Raw genomic sequence first — 22,024 nt, 5'->3', positions numbered from 1 at the left:
TCAGGGCTATTCTTTTACGCTTTTCTCCGAACATACATTCTCTTTTGGTGGTGATATCATGTTGTACTCCTATTATCAGGAGACAGAGCTTGAACAGTGGATTTCCGCAAAATATCTGGAGCACGGAATTGTCAGCTTGGCAGAGCATGATATTGAGCACATTGCCCGAGCATTTGACATAGAACTGGTTTATGAGGATTGTCCCTCTTTTTCCGATAATGAAGACCGGGTTATTTTTCTGAATAAGCATGCGGATGACCTGACGGCAAGAGTCGTCTTCTTTCATGAGCTCTGCCATGTGCTTCGGCATACAGGCGATCAGCGGTCTATGCCGGCCTTATTCCGAAGTGCTCAAGAGACCGAAGCCGATCAATTCGTCCTGTATGCAGCAGTGCCGTTCTATATGTTTGCCAAGCTGAATCTGCCTGACCAGCGGCCGGAGGCCATTCCTTTTCTGGCTGAGCATTTCCGCATCCCTTATCATCTGGCCGAACAACGCCTGGACCAGGTTCAGCGCCGCGTATTGCATGGAAGCCTGATGGCAGCCGCAAGAGAAGCAGACCGAAGACGCCAGTTGGTAGCTCCTCAGGGCTGGTCTTATGAGACCCGCAAAGTAATGGAGCAGCTAGAACGGCAGGTTGCCGGACTCAGGAGGAACAGCTAGGATGCGTATGGCGCTCTACTGCGATTTTGTGACGGACGAGACTCGGCCTCTTCAGCTCATTCTGCGAGCAGATTACGATTCCGGAGGCTTTGATTGGTCCAACATATTGTATTTACCGCTTTCCGGTCCATTTGAACGATTCGAGCCTGAGGAATTCGAGGATCAGCTTGGTGTATCCGTGCTTCTTGAAGATCTCCTAGTGCCTAAAGAGCACCGGACTGCCTCTGAAGACAAGGGAACAGACGGAATTGCCCTGCTCCCGAACAAGCTGGGAATCGACCTCCCTCGAATGAATAGCCGCCATCCTGGTGCAGAGATTACGCTGCTCGTTATTCAAATTCCGGATGCGGAGGAAGTGTTGGGTTACGGCTGGAGGACCTGGCTGCACCTTTGATTCCATGACAAAAGGACGCAGTTCCTGGTTACATACGGGAAGCTGCGTCCACCTGTTTACCACAAGCTCTGCTCACCCTGCTCCTCCAGCCAAAGCATGGAGGTTACACCGTAGGGATGTACCTAAAATAACGATAGTCCGCGAAACTGCCGCCAAACTGATCCATATCATGGGCCGCAATACCGATGAAATTACCGGTAAACCCGCCGGACAGAAAACCAATATGTCGAGGAGCGCCCAATGGGCTCCACCCGGCATCCGAATTCATTCGATAATAAAATTGCCCGTTCACGCCACTTACATCGACTGCCAATTGAACTGACGAGCTTTGCTCTGCATCAATCACTACAGGCTCCAGTTCAAATTCATTCCGTTCGCAGCGCATGAGCCGAATGACTCTTCCGCGGCCTTCTTCATGCGTCAGATAAGCATACCAATAGCTTTCCTCGTTCAAATAGAGCACCAGTCCTGCCATCTGCATATAGAAATCCGGCGTATATTCCAGCTCTGTCTCCGCTCGGAAGGAATGATCCGTCTGACGGATCGCCAACAGATGATGACGGAACAAGCTCTGGATCGATTCCCCCGCATGAAGGCGCAGATAGCCCTTCCGCTTGGACAGTGAGCACCAGCTCTCGTCGGCCATGATCCGCAGCGTGTTCCAGTTTTTCTTGAGAGCTTGGCCTGAAAAGTCGTCCTCAAAATCATTCCCCGACACCGTTGCGGGGCTTGAAGCGGCACCATTGGGTATGGGTACCTGCAGCTGAGGAGCGTTCCCGCCAGAGGTCAGACGCAACCAGCCCTGTTCATCCCAATAGACCTGCTGCAGGGCAGTTTCTCGTCCTAAAATGGCATAGTGTCCTTCAACAGGACGCGTACACAAATGCGCCATATACCATTCCCCCTCGGAAGTCTGGACCAGGCTGCCATGGCCGGCACATTGCAGAGGCCATTCGGGATTCTCTTTGGAAGAAAGCATCGGATTCAGCGGATCTACCTCATAAGGACCAAGCAATGCCCGGGAACGCGCTGCCGTCACGGCATGACCGGTCCCGGTTCCGCCTTCCGCAGTAATCAAATAGTAATAGCCATTCCATTTATATATATGAGGGGCCTCTGTCTTCTTTAATGGAGTGCAATCGAACAGCTTATGCGGCCTGCCGATCAATTTGCCCTCCTCAGGACTGTATTCCTGAATCACAATGCCGCATGATTTATTGTTCTCGGTCATCCGGTAATCCCACAGGCAGTTCAGGAGCCACTTTCGTCCATCATCATCGTGATACAGTGAAGGATCGAACCCGCTGCTGTTCAGATAAACCGGCTCTGACCAGGGACCATGGATCGACCGCGAGGTGATCAGATAATTATGGCTGTCTTTAAAAGGAACCTTAGTGCTTTTTACATCCGTATACATCAGATAGAACAAGCCGTCATGATAACTTAACTGCGGAGCCCAAATACTGCAATTCTTCGGGTTGCCTCTCAAATCCACCTGATGCGTTAAAATATCGGTACAATACTCCCAATCGGCCAGATTGATTGAGCTGTATACTCTCACCCCTGGCAGCCATTCAAAGGAGGAAACTGCGATATAATACACATCCTCAACTCTCACGATACAAGGATCCGGGTTAAATCCCGGCAGGATCGGATTCTGAATCATACCTGTTTGCCTGTTCATACTTTCCCCTCTCCTCCCGCAGTTCCTGCCGAATTTTGCACGGATGGCGGAATATCAACCTGTTCCAATAGCCGCTCGGCTTGCTTCGTATTCCTGGACTCGCAATGCTCCACAACTACCTGTTCTCCATTCTCCACATAAAAAGCCGGGCCTTCGTGATTTTCAATGGTTACATGATGGAAGCGAATATGCCTTACATTGCCGAGATAGAAGCCGCGGTTATTCATCTCGCCAATTCCCGCCATCATTGCCGGGATTCCTGGCACCGCATGCTCAGCCATTGAAATGTCGATGTGGTCAAAGGTGATCTCGGAAATATACTGCTCAGCCAAACCATACAGGAACCCGGCAGCGGCATGAACATTTCGAGCCGTAATATTCGAAAAGTGGATACGACGGAAGCAAGGGGTTTCTTCTGTCACAGGATAAGGATTTTTATCCCATACATACTTGTCTTTACCGCGCGGCCCGCAGAAATAATAGAGCTTCAGAATAAAGGGACAAATGACGTCCTCCATCACGATATTGCTGATGCGGATATCCTCCACGATTCCTCCGCGACCGCGCCTGGATTTCAACCGGATGCCACGGTCTGTATGCTGAAATACGCAATTGCTGATCGTGACATTCCTGATGCTTCCGCTCATCTCGCTGCCCAGCACGATACCTCCATGACCATGTACCATCGTGCAATTCGTGATCGTAATATTCTCGCAGGGAACCCGTTCCTCCGTATCCTCGGTTCCGGCCTTGATCGCAATGCAATCGTCTCCGACATCGATATGGCAATTACTGATCCGAACCTCCCGGCAAGATTCCGGGTTAATCCCATCGGTATTCGGTGAATCAGCAGGGTTATGGATCGTCAAATGATCGATAGTTACATCCGAGCAGCGAATGGGATTTACGGTCCAGCTAGGCGAATCCACCAGCTTCAAATCCCGCAGGGCGACCCGCTTGCAACCATCAAAGCTGATCAGCTTCGGACGAGGATATTCCAACTCTGAGGACGGGTCTCTATGTTTGTCCCACCAGGGTTGACCATTTCCGTTCAGGATTCCTCTTCCCGTAACCGCGATATTTTCCAGATTCAACCCGAAGATGCAAGACGCATGCACTTGCCGCAGCACGCCCTCCCACCGGGAGCTCACAACCGGATAATGCTCCGGATTTGTACTGAAGGTTAAGATTGCCCCCGGGCTTAAATGAAGCTCAATATGACTTCGCATGAGAATTGCGCCGGTTAAATACGTCCCCGCCGGCACATACACCCTTCCTCCACCAGCATCGGACGCCGCATCAATAGCTGCTTGAATCGCACGGGTCGATAAAGTAGCCCCATCCGCGATTGCTCCATAATCCGTGATCGTAAACACGCTCAATGCTCTCTGCCTCCTATCCCGCTAGAACTCTCTGTCCGTCTATAATTGAAGCCCTTCATATTCAGCGCAAGCCTGAATAAATGCGCCTACTCCTTTAAAATCATTTGTAATTATCGGCTCGCTGATATAGTAAGCATAGGTGCCGTCACGCCGATCCGAGCCGCCAAGGCCCGCCACCTGACAGTTCTTATTGAGATTCACCCAGCCTTCCTTCGTCTCAAGCACAAATTCCGCGATCAAGCCTTCAAAGGCCTTGTCTACAGTGCTCCTCCATGTCTCCCGGTCAAGCACTCCAAGCCTAATGCCTTTAGCAAGCGCATATACGATCATGCTGGAAGCCGACGCCTCCAAATAGTTGCCTTTACGTCCGCCCAAATTGACGACCTGATACCATACGCCGCTTGCCTGATCCTGATAATTCCTCAGGGCGTTCAATACATCCCGGAATATCCGCAACAACTCGTTGTAATCGCGATGATCCTTCGGCAGCAATTCCAGCACATCCGCCAAGGCCATGACAAACCAACCCAGGGAACGGCCCCAGAAATTCGGAGATAATCCGGTAGCAGGATCACACCAAGGCTGAATCTTCTTCTCGTCCCAGGCATGATAGAGAAGACCTGTCTTGGCATCCCGCGTATGCTTCTCGCACAGTATAAATTGCTTCGTTACATCCTCCAGCCCGTTCCCGTCCTCAAACGTCAATAAATACTCCAGATAGAACGGAGCTCCCATATACAAGCCATCCAGCCATATTTGATAAGGATAAACTTGCTTATGCCAGAATGCCCCTTCAGAGGTTCGAGGATGGGAAGCAAGCTGTTCTCTCAGCAGAGCTGCTGCTTTTCGGTATTTCTCCAAGCCTGTCTCCTTGTAGAGCAAGAACAACAGCTTGCCGTTATTGATATGATCGATATTGTATTCATCCTGCCGATAACCCCTGATGCTTCCCTCTTCCTCGATAAAATGATCCATCTGCTCTCGAATGTACTGAAAATACGTGCTTTCCCCCGTCTTCTTCCACATCAGTGCGAAGCCCTTCAATATGACGCCATAATCATAGGACCACTTGCTGTCATAACCGTTCTCATACAATTTCGGTGTTCGTTCCATGATCGATCTGACGGTTTTATTCGCCCAATTCATTGATACTGCAGCCTCCTGTCAAAGAATGACGGTCCTTACCATAGATCATGGAAGGACCCCATTCGATTTATAGAATCGAATTATATAGGTTGAACTAATAAGCTTTACGTTCAGAGGGCAACGTGTGGAGTGTTCTTACGATCGCTGTTGTTCGCGGATTTCTCTGATTGAACTTAAACATTATAAGGTAGAAATCCACTCGCAAGGGCGAACGCTTACGCTTCTTCAGCACACTCCACACTTATGCCCTTTCTACGTATATTTTTAGTTCAAGCTATATAGCTTCCTTGTAAGCAGCTTCATACTCGCTGATGATCTTGCTGCCGCCTGATTTCTTCCATTTCTCGACCTCAGCCTTGAAGCCCTCCAGATCGATGGAGCCAAGAATGTACTTGTAGGTAGCATCCGTAATAATCTTTTGAAGCTCCGAGCCCATCATCGTAAATGTTTCCGATTCCAGGGAATAGGCCGGATTGTAGACCGCATATTTCTCGTTTTCCAGAATCAGTCTGGAGGATTCCACTCTCAGCGGATCCGCCTCATGAATGCTGTACCCAGGCTCTTTCGGACGAGAAGCAGCATAGGGTTGAACCTCTTGCTCCCATTTTTCCTGATCAATGATCGTCACCGCCCCGTCCTGATCCAGCGAATAATGCACGCCTTCAACGCCATAAGTCATGAGGGTGAAAATATCCTCTTCCATCAGATCATTAACAAATTTCAGCAGCCGCTTTAATTCCGCTTCATCCTTCACCTCGGATTTCGGGAAGGCCATTAACCCTCCGATTCCGCCGGCACCAGCCCAGATTGCCCGGTCGCTCTCATTGCCGGTCGAAGTGATATCGTTAATCATCGTTAACTCCATCATGTCTTGAATTCCCTTGGCCCCGTTCAGCAGATTCTTGCTATCGAACAAAGCGCCGACATAAATCCCTGCTTTGCCTTGATTGAACCCTTCTTGCTGATCCTTCTTTGCAGTGACCGCGAAATCCTGATTGATATAGCCGTTGTCATACAGCTCCTTCATGTAATCCATCGTCTTGACATAGCCTTCCGTCTCGAACTCCGGCGTAAAGGTGCCGTCTTCATTCAGTTGCCATACGTTTGGCGTTCCGAAATAGGAGCCCACCGTTTTGAATACACCATAGATCAAATCGTTCCGGTCAATAAAGCCATAGGTATCGTTCTTCCCATTTCCGTCCGGATCCTGCTCCTTGAACGCTTTGGCTACAGCCATCAGTTCATCGGTTGTTTTAGGAACCTCAAGGCCCAAATTGTCCAGCCAATCTTGCCGGATGATGACGCCGTTACGCGCTACGTCCTTAAGAAAAGGAACGCCGTACAGCTTGCCGCCAATGGATGCTGCCTGAAGCTTCTCCTCGGATATCGCCGCCAAGTTAGGGAACTCGCTCAGATAAGGTCCTACTTCCCAGAACATGCCCGCTTTCAAGGCATTACGTACAGACGCGTTATCAAGGATAGTCAGTGTTACAATGTCAGCCAGGGAATTGGAAGCAAGCGCTGTATTGATCCGCTCTTCCTTGCTGGCATCAGGAATCCAGGAAAACTTGAGCTTGGTATTCGTCTTTTCCTCAATAAGCTTCTGAAGGTCGCCCGTTGGCGTAGATGCCGTATGCAGCAGGTTCATCCAGGTAATATTAGCCGGCTCTTCCGCGGCAGGTTCTCCATTGGTTCCCTGCGTTTGGGTGGTATTGTCTTTAGTAGCACTGTTCCCGCTGGAATTGGAACCACAAGCGGAAAGTAATAGAAGAAAAACCAACATAACGATGCTAAGCTGCTTCCCATTCAATTTCATCACTTTTCTACCCCTTTTTAATTTGAATTCAAGTTGAACTAGTAGACGCCTTCTTCTCCGAGCTTTTTGGCCAGCTTATTGGAGAGCATGACCAGAATCAAGCCGACCAGCCCTTTAAACAGTCCGACCGTCGTACTGAAGCTCAATTGTCCATTTTTCAGACCGGCTGTATAAATGTAAGTATCGAAGATTTCCGCTACCTCACGGTTCATGGAGTTAAGCAGCAAATACATATGCTCAAAGCCCAAATCCAGAGTGCTGCCGATTTTCAGAATCAGCAGAGTAATGATAACGGGGCGAATGGCCGGCAACGTAATATGCCAGGTTTTTCTCCAGCGGCCGCCTCCGTCGATTTCAACGGCTTCATACAACTGGGGATCGACGACCGTAATTGCCGCCAGAAAAATGATCGTTGACCAGCCCAGCTCCTTCCAGATGATTTGTCCGATATACATCGTCCTCAGCCATTCGGGTGCGGTTAGGAAGCTGATCTTATTGAAGCCAAGCGAAGCCAGCATTTCATTTACAACCCCGCCATCCATATTCAGAAATACATATGTGATCGATACGATAATGACCCAGGACATAAAGTGCGGAAGATACATCATGGTTTGCACCGCATTTTTAAACCACTTGCTCTGAACTTCATTCAGCATCAATGCCAGAATAATCGGTAATGGAAAGAAGAAGACAATGTTCATGGCGAAAAGAATTAATGTATTCTTTAACAGCATTAGAAAGGTGGGTTCCGTAAATAACCTGATGAAATGCTTGAGTCCTACCCATGGGCTTCCCGTGATCCCGAGAAACGGCTGATAATCCTGAAAAGCAATGATCAGTCCTCCCATCGGCAGATATTTAAATACAATGAAATACACGAGCCCGGGAAAAATCATGAGATACAAAAGCTTGTTCCGTATCAAGCCTTTAATAACCGGAGAAGACCGCGGTTTGAGTCCGGGATCCAACCTCATTGATGCGGTACTTGATGCTTTCACTTGATAACCTCCTTGAGCATTCTTGTTTACGTCCCCTAGCGTAATTGAAGGAGGGCATTCCGTATATAATCCTCAGATGATAGCGATTTCAAAACCGCATAGGATAAGGATTTTCGGGATTTTCACCTTATGCGGTGATTATGAACTAAGCTGAGGAGCATGCTCATTTGGGAGGCCATTTTCAACGTTTCCAAAGACCTGCTTCAAGGATTATATACGGAATCCTTCTTTCATTGTTAAGGTGAAATTGTTAATCGACTAACAAGGAGGATAATCAAGTGGCACAAAGTCTGCACAAGAAACATTCCATCGGTGACCGTATTTTTTCTGTTGTCAATAACACGCTGCTAGCTCTGTTAGCTATAGCCTGTCTATTGCCCTTCGTTAATGTCATCGCCAGTTCATTTGCTTCAACCCGGGAGATTATCGAGAAGCGGTTCGTATTGTTTCCAACCACCTTTTCCCTGGATGCTTACAAGTATATTCTGTCCACGCCGACCATCTTTCGGGGCCTCGGAGTCTCCATTGGGGTGACCGTAGTGGGAACCCTGCTCAGCATGGCGCTCACCGCTGCTATGGCCTATGGACTGTCCCGTAGATATTTATATGGAAGGAACCCGATCAATTTTATTATCGTCTTCTCCATGCTGTTCAGCGGGGGGATGATTCCAACCTTCCTGGTGGTAAAAGGAGTTCACCTGATCGACTCCTATTGGTCCATGATTATTCCAAGCGCAATTAACGCCTTTAACCTGATCATCATGCGCAACTTCTTTCAGGCTCTGCCCGACAGTCTGGAGGAGTCCGCCAAAATTGATGGAAGCAACGACCTCGGCGTTTTCTTCAAAATCATGCTGCCGCTGTCGCTCCCTTCGATTGCAACCATCTCGCTCTTCTATGGGGTAGCTTACTGGAATACGTATATGAGTGCGATTCTCTATCTCAACGATTCTTTCAAATGGCCGATTCAGGTACTCCTCCGGCAGATCGTTATCGTATCCAGCGGGATGCAAGGAGATAGCAGTGTCGTAGACATCATCCCGCCCGCTCAGGGAATTAAAATGGCCGTGATTGTCGTGGCTACACTTCCGATGCTGATTGCTTATCCGTTTGTACAGCGCCACTTCGTTAAAGGGGCTATGCTCGGATCGGTGAAGGGCTAGGTCTGCAGTGCCTGCTCCATTAGAGTGGTGTAAAAGAAGCCTCCAATGCTGGAGGCTTCTTTGCTCTTTGGTTAAACGGCTTGCCTCGACTTGCGATACTCGCCGGGAGTCACATGCTCTTTCTTGCGGAAGGAGCGGATAAAGTTTTGCGGCTTATGATACTGCAGTCTCTCCGCGATCTCGCGAATCGTCATATCCGTCTCGACCAGCCACTTTTTCGCCATTTCCAAACGGTAGTTCATTAAGTAATCGCTGAAGGTCGTACCGAATTCTTTCTTGAAGATATTGCTTAGATAGTTGGGATTATAGTGAAGCCGTTCTCCGATTTGCTCCAGGGTCAGCTCCTGATCATACTCCGATCTCACAATGACCGCAATCTGTTCGGACAGGCTGCGGAATTGCTTGTTCGTCTTATCCTTCATACTCCGGACCATGGGAAAAATAATCTCCTCCACAAGCATGCGTTCAACCTCTTCCGGATTTCTCGTCTCCAGCAGCACATGGTACAGCGTGTAATTATCTTGTTTTAACAGCACCTCAATCCCAAGAAGCTGCTCCAATTCGATCAGATTGCTAACAAACCGAACCAGAGCGACCTCGAAATTCAAGGAATTTTTATTCTTCTTCATCATTTCTGCCAGCAGCAAATATAAGGTTCGGCTGACTTGTTCCTCGTCCCCCAGACGAATCGCATCAAACAACTGGGATTCCAGCTCCATCGGATAATGCAGCATGACAGGCCCAGAGACAACCATCGAAATATCCTCATAAAAAATAATCGATTCCTTTCCCAGATTGAGACGGTGATGCAGCGCCAGCTTGCTCATTTCACAGGCTTCTTTACTCTTCAGCAGGCTGCTATAGGTTTTACTGAGTCCGATACTGATCGATACCTTCAGATAGTCTCTCGCATTCTTCATAAGAATCGTCGCTTGCTCCAGCAGCTGATGGCGAATTTCCTGCTCGCTTCTGCCTATGAATCGTAAGATCGTGGCTTGCGTCTTATCGTTCAGAATGATCGGCAGCATCCGCTGGGACGCGGGAATCTGCTCTTCCACCAGCTTGTTGACGGCCAAGAGCAGGATATCCTTCTTTGAAGCCTCGCGCTCGCCAAGATGATCCAGTTGAATCAGCATCGTGACGAAGACACTGTCGTTCATTTGCCGGTACCCGAGCTGGGGCAACCTGGCTGTCAATTCTTCGGCCGAGACGCGATTGCGGAACAGATTCGTGATAAGCTGGGTCTCCAGCTGAGGCATTTCCGCCTTCAAAAAGCTTTCCATGCTCTCCTTCTCCGTGACGATGGTATCGATGAATTGGATGATCGTCTCAATTTCATTCTTCGATGCGGCTTGCTCATCTATAGAGAGACTTTTCTTAATCTGTCTGATCGGTCTAGTGAAGAAAATGGCTAGTATATAAGCCACGACAGAGATCAGGAGCATCAACACGGCACTCATCGTAATGATCCCGAACTTGGTCAGCTTCAAAGCCCCCGAGATCTCCTGCTGGTCAAGCAGAGTCATATAAATCCAGTTATTATAATCTGATACAGCATAGATCAGCTTGGCCGGCGCCGCATGCGAATCAAGCTCCTTCAGCGATAATATACCGGTCCGCTCTCTTCCCTCCGTAATAGAAGCTAGAATACTTGTAATTTGACCTGGAGTAAGCAAGGATTCCTCCGGATAATTAGAATAGATTAATTCGCCTTGCCGATTTAAAATAAACACACTGCTGTCTTCCCCCGTCTGAATCGCTTGATTCAAGGTTTCGAGTGATATATCCGAAAAGGCAATCGCCTGCTTATTCTTGGAATAGACCGGCAAGGTATTCACAAATCGGATGCCCGTTTCTGTCTTGATCCAGAACAAGCTCTGGTCTTTATTTTCAACGTAGGCTTTAAGAAGCTCATTCTTCTCCTGCCTGCTTAATGCCGACAGTCTGCCATCTGAAATTTGCCAGTCATGCTTCAAGCTTATCAAGGCATAATTGGCCCGCTCCATGCCGATCGTTGCAATGTAGTTAAGCTGCGAGTTTACATTCCGGTAGGCTATAAAGTCCTGGCCGGTAATTGGATTGTTGACGGCCTCGCTGAAGGAAGTCGTTGTGCTGTATGTGTCAAATGCGTACTCAATCGTCCGGATTTGCTGCTCCAGATTGTTTCGGGTCTGGGAGATAAAATTTTGTTTACTTCCGGCGATCCGCTCATTCACCGAGCTTACAGTACTGATATAAATATAACTGGCAAAACTGGCCACTAATCCGGTACCAAGCACAAGAATCGGGATGAAAATCTTATAGAACAACCTTCCTTTACGCATCCATGCCGCTCCTTTAATTTTAGTTCACTTCCATTATAGCGCTTTCACAACTGAACGAACAATGATAATTTTCACGTGTGCATTTTAGTTTTTCCTTGACTAAAAAGGGAATTTAGCACTACAATGAAATCGTTAAAGTCATTCATTTCTCCGTAAAAGAAGAGGTCCTATGGTAACAATTAAAGATATCGCAAAGGTCGCCGGTGTCTCTCATACAACCGTATCCCGGGCATTGAACGGTAATCCGCTGATCAAGAAGGAGACACGGGACCGGATTGAGAAGATTGCGGCTGATTTGAACTATGTGCCCAATTTCAACGCCAAAAGCCTGGTGATGAAAAAATCGTATACGATCGGGCTGTTTTTCTCAAGCATTGACCAAGGAACCTCTGCCAGCTTCCTCGTGGATGCCATTAAAGGCATTAATCATGTACTGGATGAAAACTACAGCTTAACCGTCCATGGAATTGACAGCATCAAGCATCTTGACGGCATTTCTTCCCAACGGTTCGACGGTATTATCGTCATGAGCCAGAGCGATGAGGATAACGACTTCATTTATCATGTCAAAAGAGTCGGTATTCCGCTCGTTGTGCTGAACCGCCATCTGGAGGACCCGGGTATCATGAACGTGGTATCCGATGACAAGGGGGGCGTCCGTGAGGCTGTGGAATATGCTATTGCCCAAGGACACCGGAGATTGGCCATGATTGAAGGACGAACCGGATTCAAATCCACGACGGAACGAAAGCAAGGTTTTCTTGACGCCCTGCTTGCCCACAGCCTGGCTTCCACATCCGATTATTTCGTTAGCGGAGACTACAGCATCGAGAGCGGCTATCAAATGATGAACGCCCTGCTCGCCCTGCCGGTTCCGCCGACATTCGTATTTTGTGCTAACGATGATATGGCCATTGGCGCAATGAATGCTTGCTATGCCGCCGAGATCCTGATTCCGGATCAACTTTCACTGATCGGATTTGACGACATCGTATTCGCCCAATACACCAATCCGGCACTGACCACTGTCCGCAGGCCTATCGTGGACATCAGTGAACTCGGTACCCATAAGCTGATCCAGCTTATGCAGAATCCGCAAGCACAGCCTGAGCAATCGCTAGTCAAGACAGAATTAATGATCCGCAGTACGGTATCAAAATTAGAGGTTTGATTCCCTGTCTGGATCAGCACATGCAATCCCGTTAAAAAAAGAGCATCCCTCTTTTTTTATATAAAAATGTTCACGTGTGCATTAATCCATTTAATTAAGCGAAGGAGCGAAACCAAGTATGACTCAACAGCTTTCAAGAACCGCGTATCCTGATTTGCCCGCCTATCCTGAACGCATGATTCAGTTCGGAGAAGGAAATTTTATGCGTGCTTTTGTCGACTGGCAGCTTCAGCAAATGAACAATAAGGGATTATTCCAAGGCAGTGCTGTCCTGGTACAGCCTCTCGATCAAGGACTTGGAGACATGCTGACAGAGCAGGATTGTCTGTATACGGTCCTGTTAAACGGCATTTTGGATCAAGAAACCGTCAATAGCCGGGAAATCATTACAAGCGTTAGCCGAATTATTAATCCGTATCATAGCTATGAGACCTTCCTGGCACTCGCGGAATCCGACGACCTGGAGTTTATTACCTCCAATACGACTGAGGCCGGCATTGCGTATCACCCCGATGACAAACGGGACAGCGCTCCGCACAAAAGCTTCCCGGCCAAGCTGACCGCCCTGCTCCTTCGCCGTTTTGAACTGGGCAAGAAGGGCTTCATCATCATCCCATGCGAGCTGATTGACCGCAATGGCGAGAAGCTTCGTGAGATCGTCCTCCGCTATGCCGAGGAATGGCAGACCGGGGAAGCCTTTATTACATGGGTCAAGGAAGAAAATACGTTCTGCTGCAGTCTGGTAGACCGCATTGTTCCGGGCTATCCAAGAGACAAGGCCAAGGAGTTGGAGCAAGAGCTGGGATATCTCGACAAGCTGATGGTTACTGCGGAGCCGTTTCTGTTCTGGGTGATTGAAGGCCCGGCTGAAGTGAAAGAGCGCCTGCCGCTGGCGCAAGCAGGGCTTAATGTGGTTGTCACTCCGGATATGACCCCTTACCGCGAACGAAAGGTGCATCTGCTGAACGGCCCGCATACCGCTATGGTATCTCTCGGCTTGCTTGCGGGACTCGTCACCGTCGAAGATGTTATGAATGATCCAGCCTTCTCTACATTTGTAGATGTTCAGATGAAGCAGGAATTGCTGCCGATGCTCGATCTGCCGGAGCAGGAGCTGCTTCAGTATGCGGAAGCGGTACAGGAACGCTTCAAGAATCCGTTCATCCGTCATGAGTTGACTTCCATTTATCTGAACAGCATTTCCAAATTCAAGACCCGTCTTCTGCCTGTGTTGATCCGTTATCAACAGGAGCGGAGCCAGCTGCCCAAGCTGACGGTGCTGGCTTTTGCCGCATTGCTGTTCGGCTACCAAGGCGGACGCCTTCCGCGTCAAGACGGCCCGGAGGTGCTCGCTGCATTCGATCAGGCTGCCGCCAAGCCGGAGAGCTTCTTGAACGACATCTTAAGCGATGTCAGTCTTTGGGGAGAGGATCTGACAGGAATTCCAGGACTGCTGGAACAGCTAAAAGCTGATCTCAAGCAACTGGAGACGGCAGGAAGCCGGAGTGCGCTGCAGCAAGTAATAGGAGGAGAAATCTAATGCGTAGCCTGATGAAAATGAACGCCCGGGACAATGTAGCAGTGGCCCTGCGTGCAATTACGGCGGGAGAGCAGCTTGCTCTCGACGGAAACAACGTCGAAGCCAGCATGGATATTCCCCGCGGCCATAAAATTGCATTATCTTCCTTCAACGAGGGAGATATCATCGTCAAGTACGGATATCCGATTGGCTATGCCACAGCCTGCATCCAGAAAGGCGAGCATATTCATACCCATAATTTGAAGACAAATTTATCCGGCGAGGAATCGTATGAATATGCTCCTGACCTCCACCCGGTCATTTACCCGAAGCGGGATTTAACCTTTGATGGATACCGCCGCAAGAACGGCAAAGTCGGCATTCGCAATGACTTGTTCATCGTTCCTACTGTAGGCTGTGTAAACGGGATTGCCGAAATGATGATCAGCGAGTTCAAGAATGCGCACCCGGACCAGACTTCATTTGATAATATTACCGTGCTCAAGCATCCTTATGGCTGCTCCCAGCTTGGGGATGATCACCGCATGACCCGCAGCATTCTGCTGGATGCGGTTAATCATCCGAATGCCGGCGGCGTGCTTGTGTTCGGGCTTGGCTGTGAGAATAATATCGTCTCCGAATTTAAAAGCATGCTTGGCGAATATGATGAGGCCCGGATTAAATTCTTGGTCGCACAAGAAGTAGGCAACGAGCTGGAGGCCGGACTCGCCTTGCTGGACGAAATCTATGAGGCAGCCCGGAATGACGTCCGCGAGCCTGTGCCCTTAAGCGAGTTGAACGTGGGGCTGAAATGCGGCGGATCGGACGGCTTCTCCGGTATTACAGCCAACCCGCTGCTGGGCGCCTTCTCCGATTTCCTGATCTCGCAGGGCGGTACTACGGTGCTTACAGAGGTGCCTGAAATGTTTGGCGCCGAGAAGATGCTGATGGCGCGTGCAGAGAATAAAGAAGTATTCGAGGACATCGTCTCTCTCATCAATAACTTCAAGCAGTACTTTTTGTCCTATGGCGAGCCTGTCTATGAAAATCCTTCTCCGGGGAATAAAGCGGGAGGCATTAGCTCCCTCGAGGATAAATCGCTGGGCTGTACGCAAAAGGCAGGAACAGCTCCGGTGGTTGACGTACTGCAATACGGTGAGAAGCTTCGTAAAAAGGGCTTGAGTCTGCTGCAGGCTCCGGGCAATGACCTGGTTGCTTCCTCGGCGCTTGGTGCAGCCGATTGCCAATTGGTGCTGTTCACCACGGGCAGAGGAACACCGTTTGGCAGCTTCGTTCCAACCGTCAAGGTTGCCACGAATAATGAGCTGTACGCGAACAAGAAGCACTGGATGGATTTCAACGCCGGCCCGCTGCTGGAGACACCTATGGAAGAAGTGCTTGAGCAATTTATCGAATACATTGTAGCCGTTGCGAGCGGGCAGCCAACCCGAAATGAACAGAACGATGTGCGGGAATTGGCTATTTTCAAAACAGGAGTTACTTTATAAAAGTTGAACTTATAAATATAAGCACTTCACACGTTGCCACTAACCTACACAAGTATCAATTCAACTTTATAGTCATCCAAAACCATATCCCGATTAAAGGAGTCTGACACGCCATGTTCCTGAACGATAACTTCCTACTATCTACTGACATAGCCCAAACCTTGTTCCACAAGCATGCTTCGCTAATGCCGATCATCGACTATCACTGCCACTTGGACCCGCAAGAGATTTATGAAAACAAACCGTTTCGCAATTTGACCGAGGCCTGGCTTGCTGGAGACCATTACAAATGGCGGCTGATGCGGGCTAACGGAATTCCGGAGTCCCATATTACCGGAGACGCTTCAGACTACGATAAGTTCCTTGCCTGGGCTGATACTGTACCCAGAACGGTCGGCAATCCGCTGTATACCTGGACCCACCTGGAGCTCCGCCGCTTCTTCGGCATTGATAAGCCGCTGAATCGGGAGACGGCGCCAGATATTTGGAATGAAGTTAATCAGCAACTGGCTTCCGAACCGTTCAAACGCCGCAATATTATCAAAAACTCGAACGTCAAGCTGGTTTGCACCACAGATGACCCTGTAGATTCACTCCAGTATCATCAGCGGCTGGCTGCAGAAGAGAAGGATTTCCGCGTCCTCCCTACGTTCCGCCCGGACAAGGCGCTGAATATTGATGCTCCCGGCTATGGCGATTGGCTAGAGCGGTTGGAGTCGGCGGCCGGACAATCAATTCAATCCTTTACCGATTTGACGGCGGCACTGAAGAACCGGGTCGGCTATTTCCATGATCATGGCTGCCGGCTCTCTGATCATGCGCTCGATGTGCTGCGTTATGAAGCAGGGGATGCGAATACCGTAGAGACTATTTTCCGGAAAAGAAAGAATGGCGAAACGCTGACCACTACCGAGGTGACCATCTACCGCACTGAACTGCTCTCCACACTCATCAGCTTCTATCGGGAGTTCGGCTGGACGATGCAGCTTCACATTCATGCTTATCGCAACAACAATACTTTGATGCTCCGTCAGCTTGGTCCGGACACCGGTTATGATGCGCTCAACGATCTGCCGGTTACTGAAGCGCTCTCGAAGCTGCTTGACCGCGCGGAGAGCGGAAGCGGCCTGCCTAAGACCATTCTATACTCGCTGAATCCGAAGGACTACCCTGCCCTGCTTACACTAATGGGCTGCTATCAGAAGGAAACGCCCGGCAAGCTGCAGTTGGGCTCAGGCTGGTGGTATAACGATACTCGCAGCGGTATGCGCAAACAGCTGGAGCTGTTCGCGGAGCACAGCCTGCTCGCTGGCTTCGTCGGAATGCTGACGGATTCCCGCAGCTTCCTCTCTTATACCCGCCATGAGTATTTCCGGCGCGTGCTTTGCGAGCTGATCGGCGAATGGGTGGAACGCGGCGAAGCTCCGGAGGACGAAGGCCTGCTTGGGCAAATGGTCGAAGACATTTCCTACCGGAATGCCGCTGGCTATTTCGGGTTCTAACAAAGCGAAAAGGAAGCATGATGATGAAGCGAACTTTGTTCATTGCCGGCGATTCCACAGCGGCTATCAAAGGCGCCTCCGAGAAGCCAATGACCGGCTGGGGCGAATATTTGCAGGGGCATTTCAGCTCTTCTATAAAAGTTAAGAACTGCGCAATTAACGGCCGCAGCACTAAATCCTTCCTGAGCGAAGGGCGGCTTGAGGCCGTTGAACGCGAAATACGGGCTGGGGACTATCTGTTTATCCAGTTCGGGCACAATGACGGCAAGCGGGAGGATCCCGCGCGATATGCAGACCCGATCCGCGAATATCCGGACAATTTGTCGCGTTTTATTGAGTCAGCACGAAGCCGCGGGGCCATTCCTGTCCTGCTGACCTCTGTCAGCCGCCGGAAGTTTCTGCCGGACGGGACGCTCGATCCGCTGGCAGTCGCGGAATATCCGGAGGTCATGCGCCAGGTGGCCCGGACCACAGGGACGATACTATTGGATATTTATGCCGCCTCCCAGCATTTGTACAGCCGGGTTGGCGAAAAGGCATCCCGCAGGCTCCTCATGCATTTGCCTCCGGGCTCCCATCCTAATTATCCGGATGGCATTCAGGATGATACGCATTTTTCCGAGGAAGGAGCTTGCCAAATCGCTGAGCTGGTCGTTGCGGAGATTCGCTATGCCGATGCGCTCTCTGATCTGGCTGCTGAGCTTCGACAAGTCGATGATAGAGGGAGGGATGACTAAGATGAATCAGCGTCCATCAGCCTCTTATCCTCCGCTTCATTTGGGCGTTCGTGCCCATGATTTCGGGATTCTTCCCTTAGAGGAACTGCTGGCCCGGGTGAAGTATTATGGCTTTACCCATGTACAGCTTGCCGTTCGCAAATCCTTTCCGGACAGCGTCCCCAAGACAGCGGTATTAAGCCCGGGCACTGCCGTTTATTTTGGAAATGCCTTCCGGCAGGCTGGCATCCATATTACTGTGCTAGGCTGTTACGTTAACATCATTGCCCCCGATCCGGTCGAGAGAGCGGAGGCGCTGGATAGCTTCGCTACCCATCTAAGGCTGGCTCGTGATTTTGGGGCAAGTCTGGTCGGTACTGAAACCGGCAGCGTCGGGGCGGGATATACGAAGGATAATTTTACCGTGGAAGCTTATCAGGCGGTTGTCCGCGCTGTACGGGCAATGGTAGCGGAAGCGGAAAGCTGCGGGGTTACGGTAGGAATTGAAGCCGGGCAGAATCATCCCCTTCATTCCGCTCCACTAGCGCGCAAGCTGCTGGAGGATATCTCCTCCAACAATCTTCAGATCATTCTTGATTGCGCGAATCTGATATCTCCGGATAACAGCGCTCGTCAGGCCGAGGTGGTTGCCGAGGCCCTTAAGCTGCTTGGCAACCGGATCGCAGTCGTCCATCTCAAGGATTATAAGCTCGACAATGGCAAAATCGTTATTGTTCCTCCGGGTCAAGGCGAGCTGGATTTTAAGCCGATCCTGCGGTATATGAAGTATGAGCGGCCCCATATCCATGGAATTCTTGAAAGTACGCCGGAGAGCCATATGGCGGATAGCATCGCTTATCTTAAGCAGCTCTATGAAGAAGTATAGACTATCGGTGGATACCATTCGGCACAATTTCCTGCGAGAGCGCAGCTACAGCCAATATAAAACCAACCAATGATTTTACCGCGTGCCGGAGGGCAACGTGTGAAATGTGCTGAAGAAGCGTAAGCGTTCGCCTTTGTGAGCGGATTTCTCCCTTGCCAGAACTTAGTCCAATCATAGAAATCCGTGAACAACAGTGATCGTAGGCACATTTCACACGTTGCCCATCTAACTCGCCAGCTAATGTTCAACTGTTTTCTGCTATTGCACACTTCCCTGCTATTGCGCTCAAGCAGTAAAAGAGGGCGCCCCGATCATCTACGATGATTTTGGGACACCCTCCACTTTTTTATAGATTAATACTGGTCGAAGTCTCTGATGGTCTCGCCGGTACGGCCGCCTTCAAAGATCGCCTCGATCAGGTTCAGCACGCGAAGCACTTGATCGTTCTTGACGATCGGCTCAGCTTTGCCGTCGAGGACATCCGCAAAGTTGTCATAGAAGCTGGAAGGCTGACGGAAAGGCTCCGGCAATACGCCCGTAATCGTCGCTTCCTCCGATGGCGGAGCCATCGTCTTGGTCAGGCCCACACCTGCCTGAATAGGCTTCGGTTCCACATGCTCCGCTTCGCGGTTGCGGGTAACCGTCCGGCCGGTCATCGACCAATCCTCAATAATTCCGGTGCCTTCCGTTCCCTTCACATACCAGCGAGGAAGTGTAATAAAGTTCGTTGTGCCGACTTCAATCAGATAGGAAATCCCATTCTCGAATTGGATCGTCGCCTCGAAGCCGTCATCTACTTCATCACCCAGAATAAAGCTTAATCTGCTGCTTACGCTCGTCATTTTGCTGTCGATCATGAACAGCGCCTGATCCAGCAAATGCACGCCCCAGTCGAGCAGCATGCCGCCGCCATGCACCTCCATGTGGCGCCAGTCACCCGGAATGCCGTTCGCTCCATGCACTCTCGACTCGATCCGGAACAAGTCCCCGATGGACTTCTGATCGTACATTTGCTTGATAATCAGAAAATCTTCATCCCAACGGCGGTTTTGATGCACCATGAGCACCTTGCCCGCTTGCTCGGCTGCCGCTGTCATTTCCTCAAACTCGCTCACATTCATCGTCACCGGCTTCTCACAGATGACATTCTTACCGGATGCGAAGGCACGCACCGCAATTTCCTTATGGGAGTCGTTCGGTGTGGCAATCACAATGGATTCCACCGTTTTGTCCTCCAATACCGCTTCCAGACTTGGGTATGCCCGGTACCCGTCCTGCGTAGATGCCTCAGCGCGAACAGAGTCTATATCATAGGTTCCTACAACCTCAACGCGCCCGTTATTCTTAATCAATTTCGCATGGTAGCTCCCCATGCCGCCGTAGCCGATAATAACCACAGAATGACTGTTTTGATGCATCTGTCCAATACCCCTTCCAAATGTCCAAAATCCAATTCTGACAATTCGTCCATCGATGATACAGCTTCATTGTACATCAATTTGATTCTAGCACAAGTACCGACAAGATTCTCTATGTGAATGCGACAATATTCCATAAATCATGTCGTGCAGAATGCTGTACGAACGGCTTATCCGCCATGATTCCATATCAAAAAAGCCGCCATCGGCCCGTAAAGATACCGGCTTGGCGACTTTATGAATCAGCGGTGCTATACTCTTTTGACCACTTGGAAGTTCTCCTCAAGCAGCAGCCAATTTTGCGGAAAAGACAATCCCAGCTTCCAGTAGCTCATTCCGCGCAGCCCTAGCTCCTTGAGCAGATCGAATTTAGCTTGAATAGAGCGAGCATCCTCAAACCAAACCTCATGCCGCTTTCCTTCTTCATCATGATAATGAAAAAACGGCGCTTGCGCTCTCCAATCATACTCGATCGGTACCTGATGATTTGCCGCAAGCTGAATTGCTTGCTGAGGACTGATTGCCCGGGCTATGCTTCCCTGAACGAATGGGAGCGTCCAGTCATAGCCGTACAAATTTTGTCCCATCATGATTTTAGAACCCGGCATCTCTGACAGGGCGTATTCAAGCACACGCCGGACTGGCCCAATCGGGGATACTGCCTGAGCCGGCCCGCCACTATAGCCCCATTCATACGTCATAATCACGACGAAGTCGACGATTTCCCCGTGAGCCCTGTAATCATGAGCTTCATACCATACGCCTTGCTGATTTCGGCTCGTCTTGGGAGCAAGGGCGGTGGAGAGCAGCCAACCATAGGTGCTGAACCGGGCTTTCGCCTCACGCAGGAAGGCGTTATAAGCCTCGTGATCCTGCGGCCGCAGGTATTCAAAGTCAAAATGGATATCCCGGAAGCCATGCTTGTTCGCTGCGGCTACAATGTTGTCGAGAAATGTACTGCGAATTTGAGGATCATTGAGTAGAGTCTGCCCAAGCTCCGCGCTGAACTGGTCATTCTCCTGATTAGTAATAACCATCATTAATACTAAGCGGTGATCTCTTGCTATCTCTCCGAAATGGTCCAGTAAGGGCTCCCTCAGTGATCCGTCCCTAAGAGCCTGGAAGCTAAATAGAGCCAGATAAGTCAGATGCGGTGCAGCTCTCCAGGCGCTCTCCTCTAATGCAGGCGCTACGCTCGTGCCCCTTGGCTCCACATAAGCATTGAATTCCGCACTTGATCTTGGACGGGGCGGAATGTAGAGCCTGGACCCGACCGATAAAGGCTGGTCCGCAGAAATTCCGTTCACCTGGGCCAACTCCTGATAGCTTATATTGAAGCGCTGGGAGATCGACCAAAGGCTATCCCCCGATTGAACCCAGTAGTAGCTCCCGGCAATCGGAATTACCAGCGCCTGCCCGACCACCAATTGATTCGCGCTCGGCAGCTCGTTGGCTTCCACAATTTCACCCGGCTCTGTTCTATAAAAACGGGCAATCCCATCGACGGTCTGACCCGGCTGTACGACGTGTATCTGCATTCTGCCTCTCCTCCAATTCGCAAATATTGCACTATTACCATCCTATGAGTTCGGATTTGTGCATATTCTTGCTCAGGCAATTGGAAAAAGAAGCAGACGCAGGGGCAATGTCATTAAGTTAGGGTAATTTCAAAACCAAGAAGTCAATGAAATTTAAAATGGCACGGGGATAACCCCTGTGCCGTTTGCTTTTGG

Annotated in this window: 17 protein-coding genes; 9 read left to right on the top strand and 8 right to left on the bottom strand. The window is 49.9% G+C overall.

Annotation, left to right across the window (positions count from 1 at the left end; all coding sequences use genetic code 11):
- Nucleotides 1–58 precede the first annotated feature (58 nt).
- Both KQJ23_RS10600 and KQJ23_RS10595 read left to right on the top strand, forming a co-directional pair.
- Complete coding sequence (locus KQJ23_RS10600; protein WP_216478849.1) at nt 59–664, top strand: ImmA/IrrE family metallo-endopeptidase; 606 nt, start codon at nt 59–61, stop codon at nt 662–664.
- Nucleotide 665: 1 nt separating this feature from the next.
- Nucleotides 666–1,058 (top strand): hypothetical protein, encoded by a 393-nt coding sequence (locus tag KQJ23_RS10595; RefSeq protein ID WP_216478848.1) that lies wholly within the window; start codon nt 666–668, stop codon nt 1,056–1,058.
- 103 nt (nt 1,059–1,161) lie between these two features.
- Here the strand turns inward: KQJ23_RS10595 and KQJ23_RS10590 are convergent, their stop codons facing one another.
- From KQJ23_RS10590 to KQJ23_RS10570, 5 genes are all read right to left on the bottom strand, one after another.
- Nucleotides 1,162–2,742 (bottom strand): glycoside hydrolase family 43 protein, encoded by a 1,581-nt coding sequence (locus KQJ23_RS10590; RefSeq protein ID WP_249529677.1) that lies wholly within the window; start codon nt 2,740–2,742, stop codon nt 1,162–1,164.
- Nucleotides 2,739–4,124, bottom strand: a complete 1,386-nt coding sequence (locus KQJ23_RS10585) for a glycoside hydrolase family 28 protein (RefSeq protein ID WP_216478847.1) — start codon at nt 4,122–4,124, stop codon at nt 2,739–2,741. Before KQJ23_RS10585 ends, KQJ23_RS10590 begins: the two co-directional genes overlap by 4 nt.
- 39 nt (nt 4,125–4,163) lie before the next feature.
- Complete coding sequence (locus KQJ23_RS10580) at nt 4,164–5,270, bottom strand: glycoside hydrolase family 88/105 protein (protein ID WP_216478845.1); 1,107 nt, start codon at nt 5,268–5,270, stop codon at nt 4,164–4,166.
- Nucleotides 5,271–5,544: 274 nt separating this feature from the next.
- A complete protein-coding gene (locus KQJ23_RS10575; RefSeq protein ID WP_216478843.1) occupies nt 5,545–7,086 on the bottom strand; it encodes an extracellular solute-binding protein in 1,542 nt (513 codons plus the stop codon).
- A gap of 38 nt (nt 7,087–7,124) precedes the next feature.
- Nucleotides 7,125–8,060 (bottom strand): ABC transporter permease, encoded by a 936-nt coding sequence (locus KQJ23_RS10570; protein ID WP_216478996.1) that lies wholly within the window; start codon nt 8,058–8,060, stop codon nt 7,125–7,127.
- A 302-nt stretch (nt 8,061–8,362) separates the two neighbouring features.
- Between KQJ23_RS10570 and KQJ23_RS10565 the strand changes: the two genes are divergently transcribed.
- Nucleotides 8,363–9,247: a carbohydrate ABC transporter permease gene (locus KQJ23_RS10565; RefSeq protein ID WP_346779380.1), complete on the top strand. Its 885-nt coding sequence runs from the start codon at nt 8,363–8,365 to the stop codon at nt 9,245–9,247.
- Nucleotides 9,248–9,318: 71 nt separating this feature from the next.
- Here KQJ23_RS10565 and KQJ23_RS10560 read toward each other — a convergent pair whose 3' ends face one another.
- Nucleotides 9,319–11,571: an AraC family transcriptional regulator gene (locus tag KQJ23_RS10560; RefSeq protein ID WP_216478842.1), complete on the bottom strand. Its 2,253-nt coding sequence runs from the start codon at nt 11,569–11,571 to the stop codon at nt 9,319–9,321.
- Nucleotides 11,572–11,740: 169 nt separating this feature from the next.
- On the opposite strand from KQJ23_RS10560, the gene KQJ23_RS10555 reads away from it, so the two are divergent.
- The 6 genes from KQJ23_RS10555 (at nt 11,741) to KQJ23_RS10530 (ending at nt 18,873) form a co-directional block, all read left to right on the top strand.
- Complete coding sequence (locus tag KQJ23_RS10555; protein WP_216478840.1) at nt 11,741–12,742, top strand: LacI family DNA-binding transcriptional regulator; 1,002 nt, start codon at nt 11,741–11,743, stop codon at nt 12,740–12,742.
- 118 nt (nt 12,743–12,860) lie between these two features.
- Nucleotides 12,861–14,282 (top strand): tagaturonate reductase, encoded by a 1,422-nt coding sequence (locus KQJ23_RS10550; RefSeq protein WP_216478839.1) that lies wholly within the window; start codon nt 12,861–12,863, stop codon nt 14,280–14,282.
- A complete protein-coding gene (locus KQJ23_RS10545; RefSeq protein ID WP_216478836.1) occupies nt 14,282–15,769 on the top strand; it encodes a UxaA family hydrolase in 1,488 nt (495 codons plus the stop codon). The genes KQJ23_RS10550 and KQJ23_RS10545 overlap by 1 nt, the downstream gene beginning before the upstream one ends.
- Before the next feature lie 113 nt (nt 15,770–15,882).
- The gene (gene uxaC / locus KQJ23_RS10540) at nt 15,883–17,271 is read left to right on the top strand and encodes a glucuronate isomerase (protein WP_216478834.1); all 1,389 of its coding nucleotides are present in this window, start codon (nt 15,883–15,885) and stop codon (nt 17,269–17,271) included.
- Between the two features lie 23 nt (nt 17,272–17,294).
- On the top strand, nt 17,295–18,008 hold the full coding sequence (locus tag KQJ23_RS10535; RefSeq protein WP_216478833.1) for a rhamnogalacturonan acetylesterase: 714 nt from the start codon (nt 17,295–17,297) through the stop codon (nt 18,006–18,008).
- Nucleotides 17,926–18,873, top strand: a complete 948-nt coding sequence (locus KQJ23_RS10530; RefSeq protein WP_249529676.1) for a sugar phosphate isomerase/epimerase family protein — start codon at nt 17,926–17,928, stop codon at nt 18,871–18,873. Before KQJ23_RS10535 ends, KQJ23_RS10530 begins: the two co-directional genes overlap by 83 nt.
- 353 nt (nt 18,874–19,226) lie before the next feature.
- On the opposite strand, the gene KQJ23_RS10525 is transcribed toward KQJ23_RS10530, so the two are convergent.
- Nucleotides 19,227–20,291, bottom strand: a complete 1,065-nt coding sequence (locus tag KQJ23_RS10525) for a Gfo/Idh/MocA family protein (RefSeq protein ID WP_216478832.1) — start codon at nt 20,289–20,291, stop codon at nt 19,227–19,229.
- Nucleotides 20,292–20,542: 251 nt separating this feature from the next.
- Nucleotides 20,543–21,829, bottom strand: coding sequence for a glycoside hydrolase family 18 protein (locus KQJ23_RS10520; RefSeq protein ID WP_216478830.1), 1,287 nt, complete (start codon nt 21,827–21,829; stop codon nt 20,543–20,545).
- Nucleotides 21,830–22,024 lie beyond the last annotated feature (195 nt).

Origin of the sequence: Paenibacillus brevis, from assembly GCF_018919145.1 — a bacterium.
GTDB lineage: Bacteria > Bacillota > Bacilli > Paenibacillales > Paenibacillaceae > Fontibacillus > Fontibacillus brevis.
The sequence above is the reverse complement of the archived record's forward strand: the minus strand, read 5'-3'. Positions and strand labels throughout refer to the sequence as shown.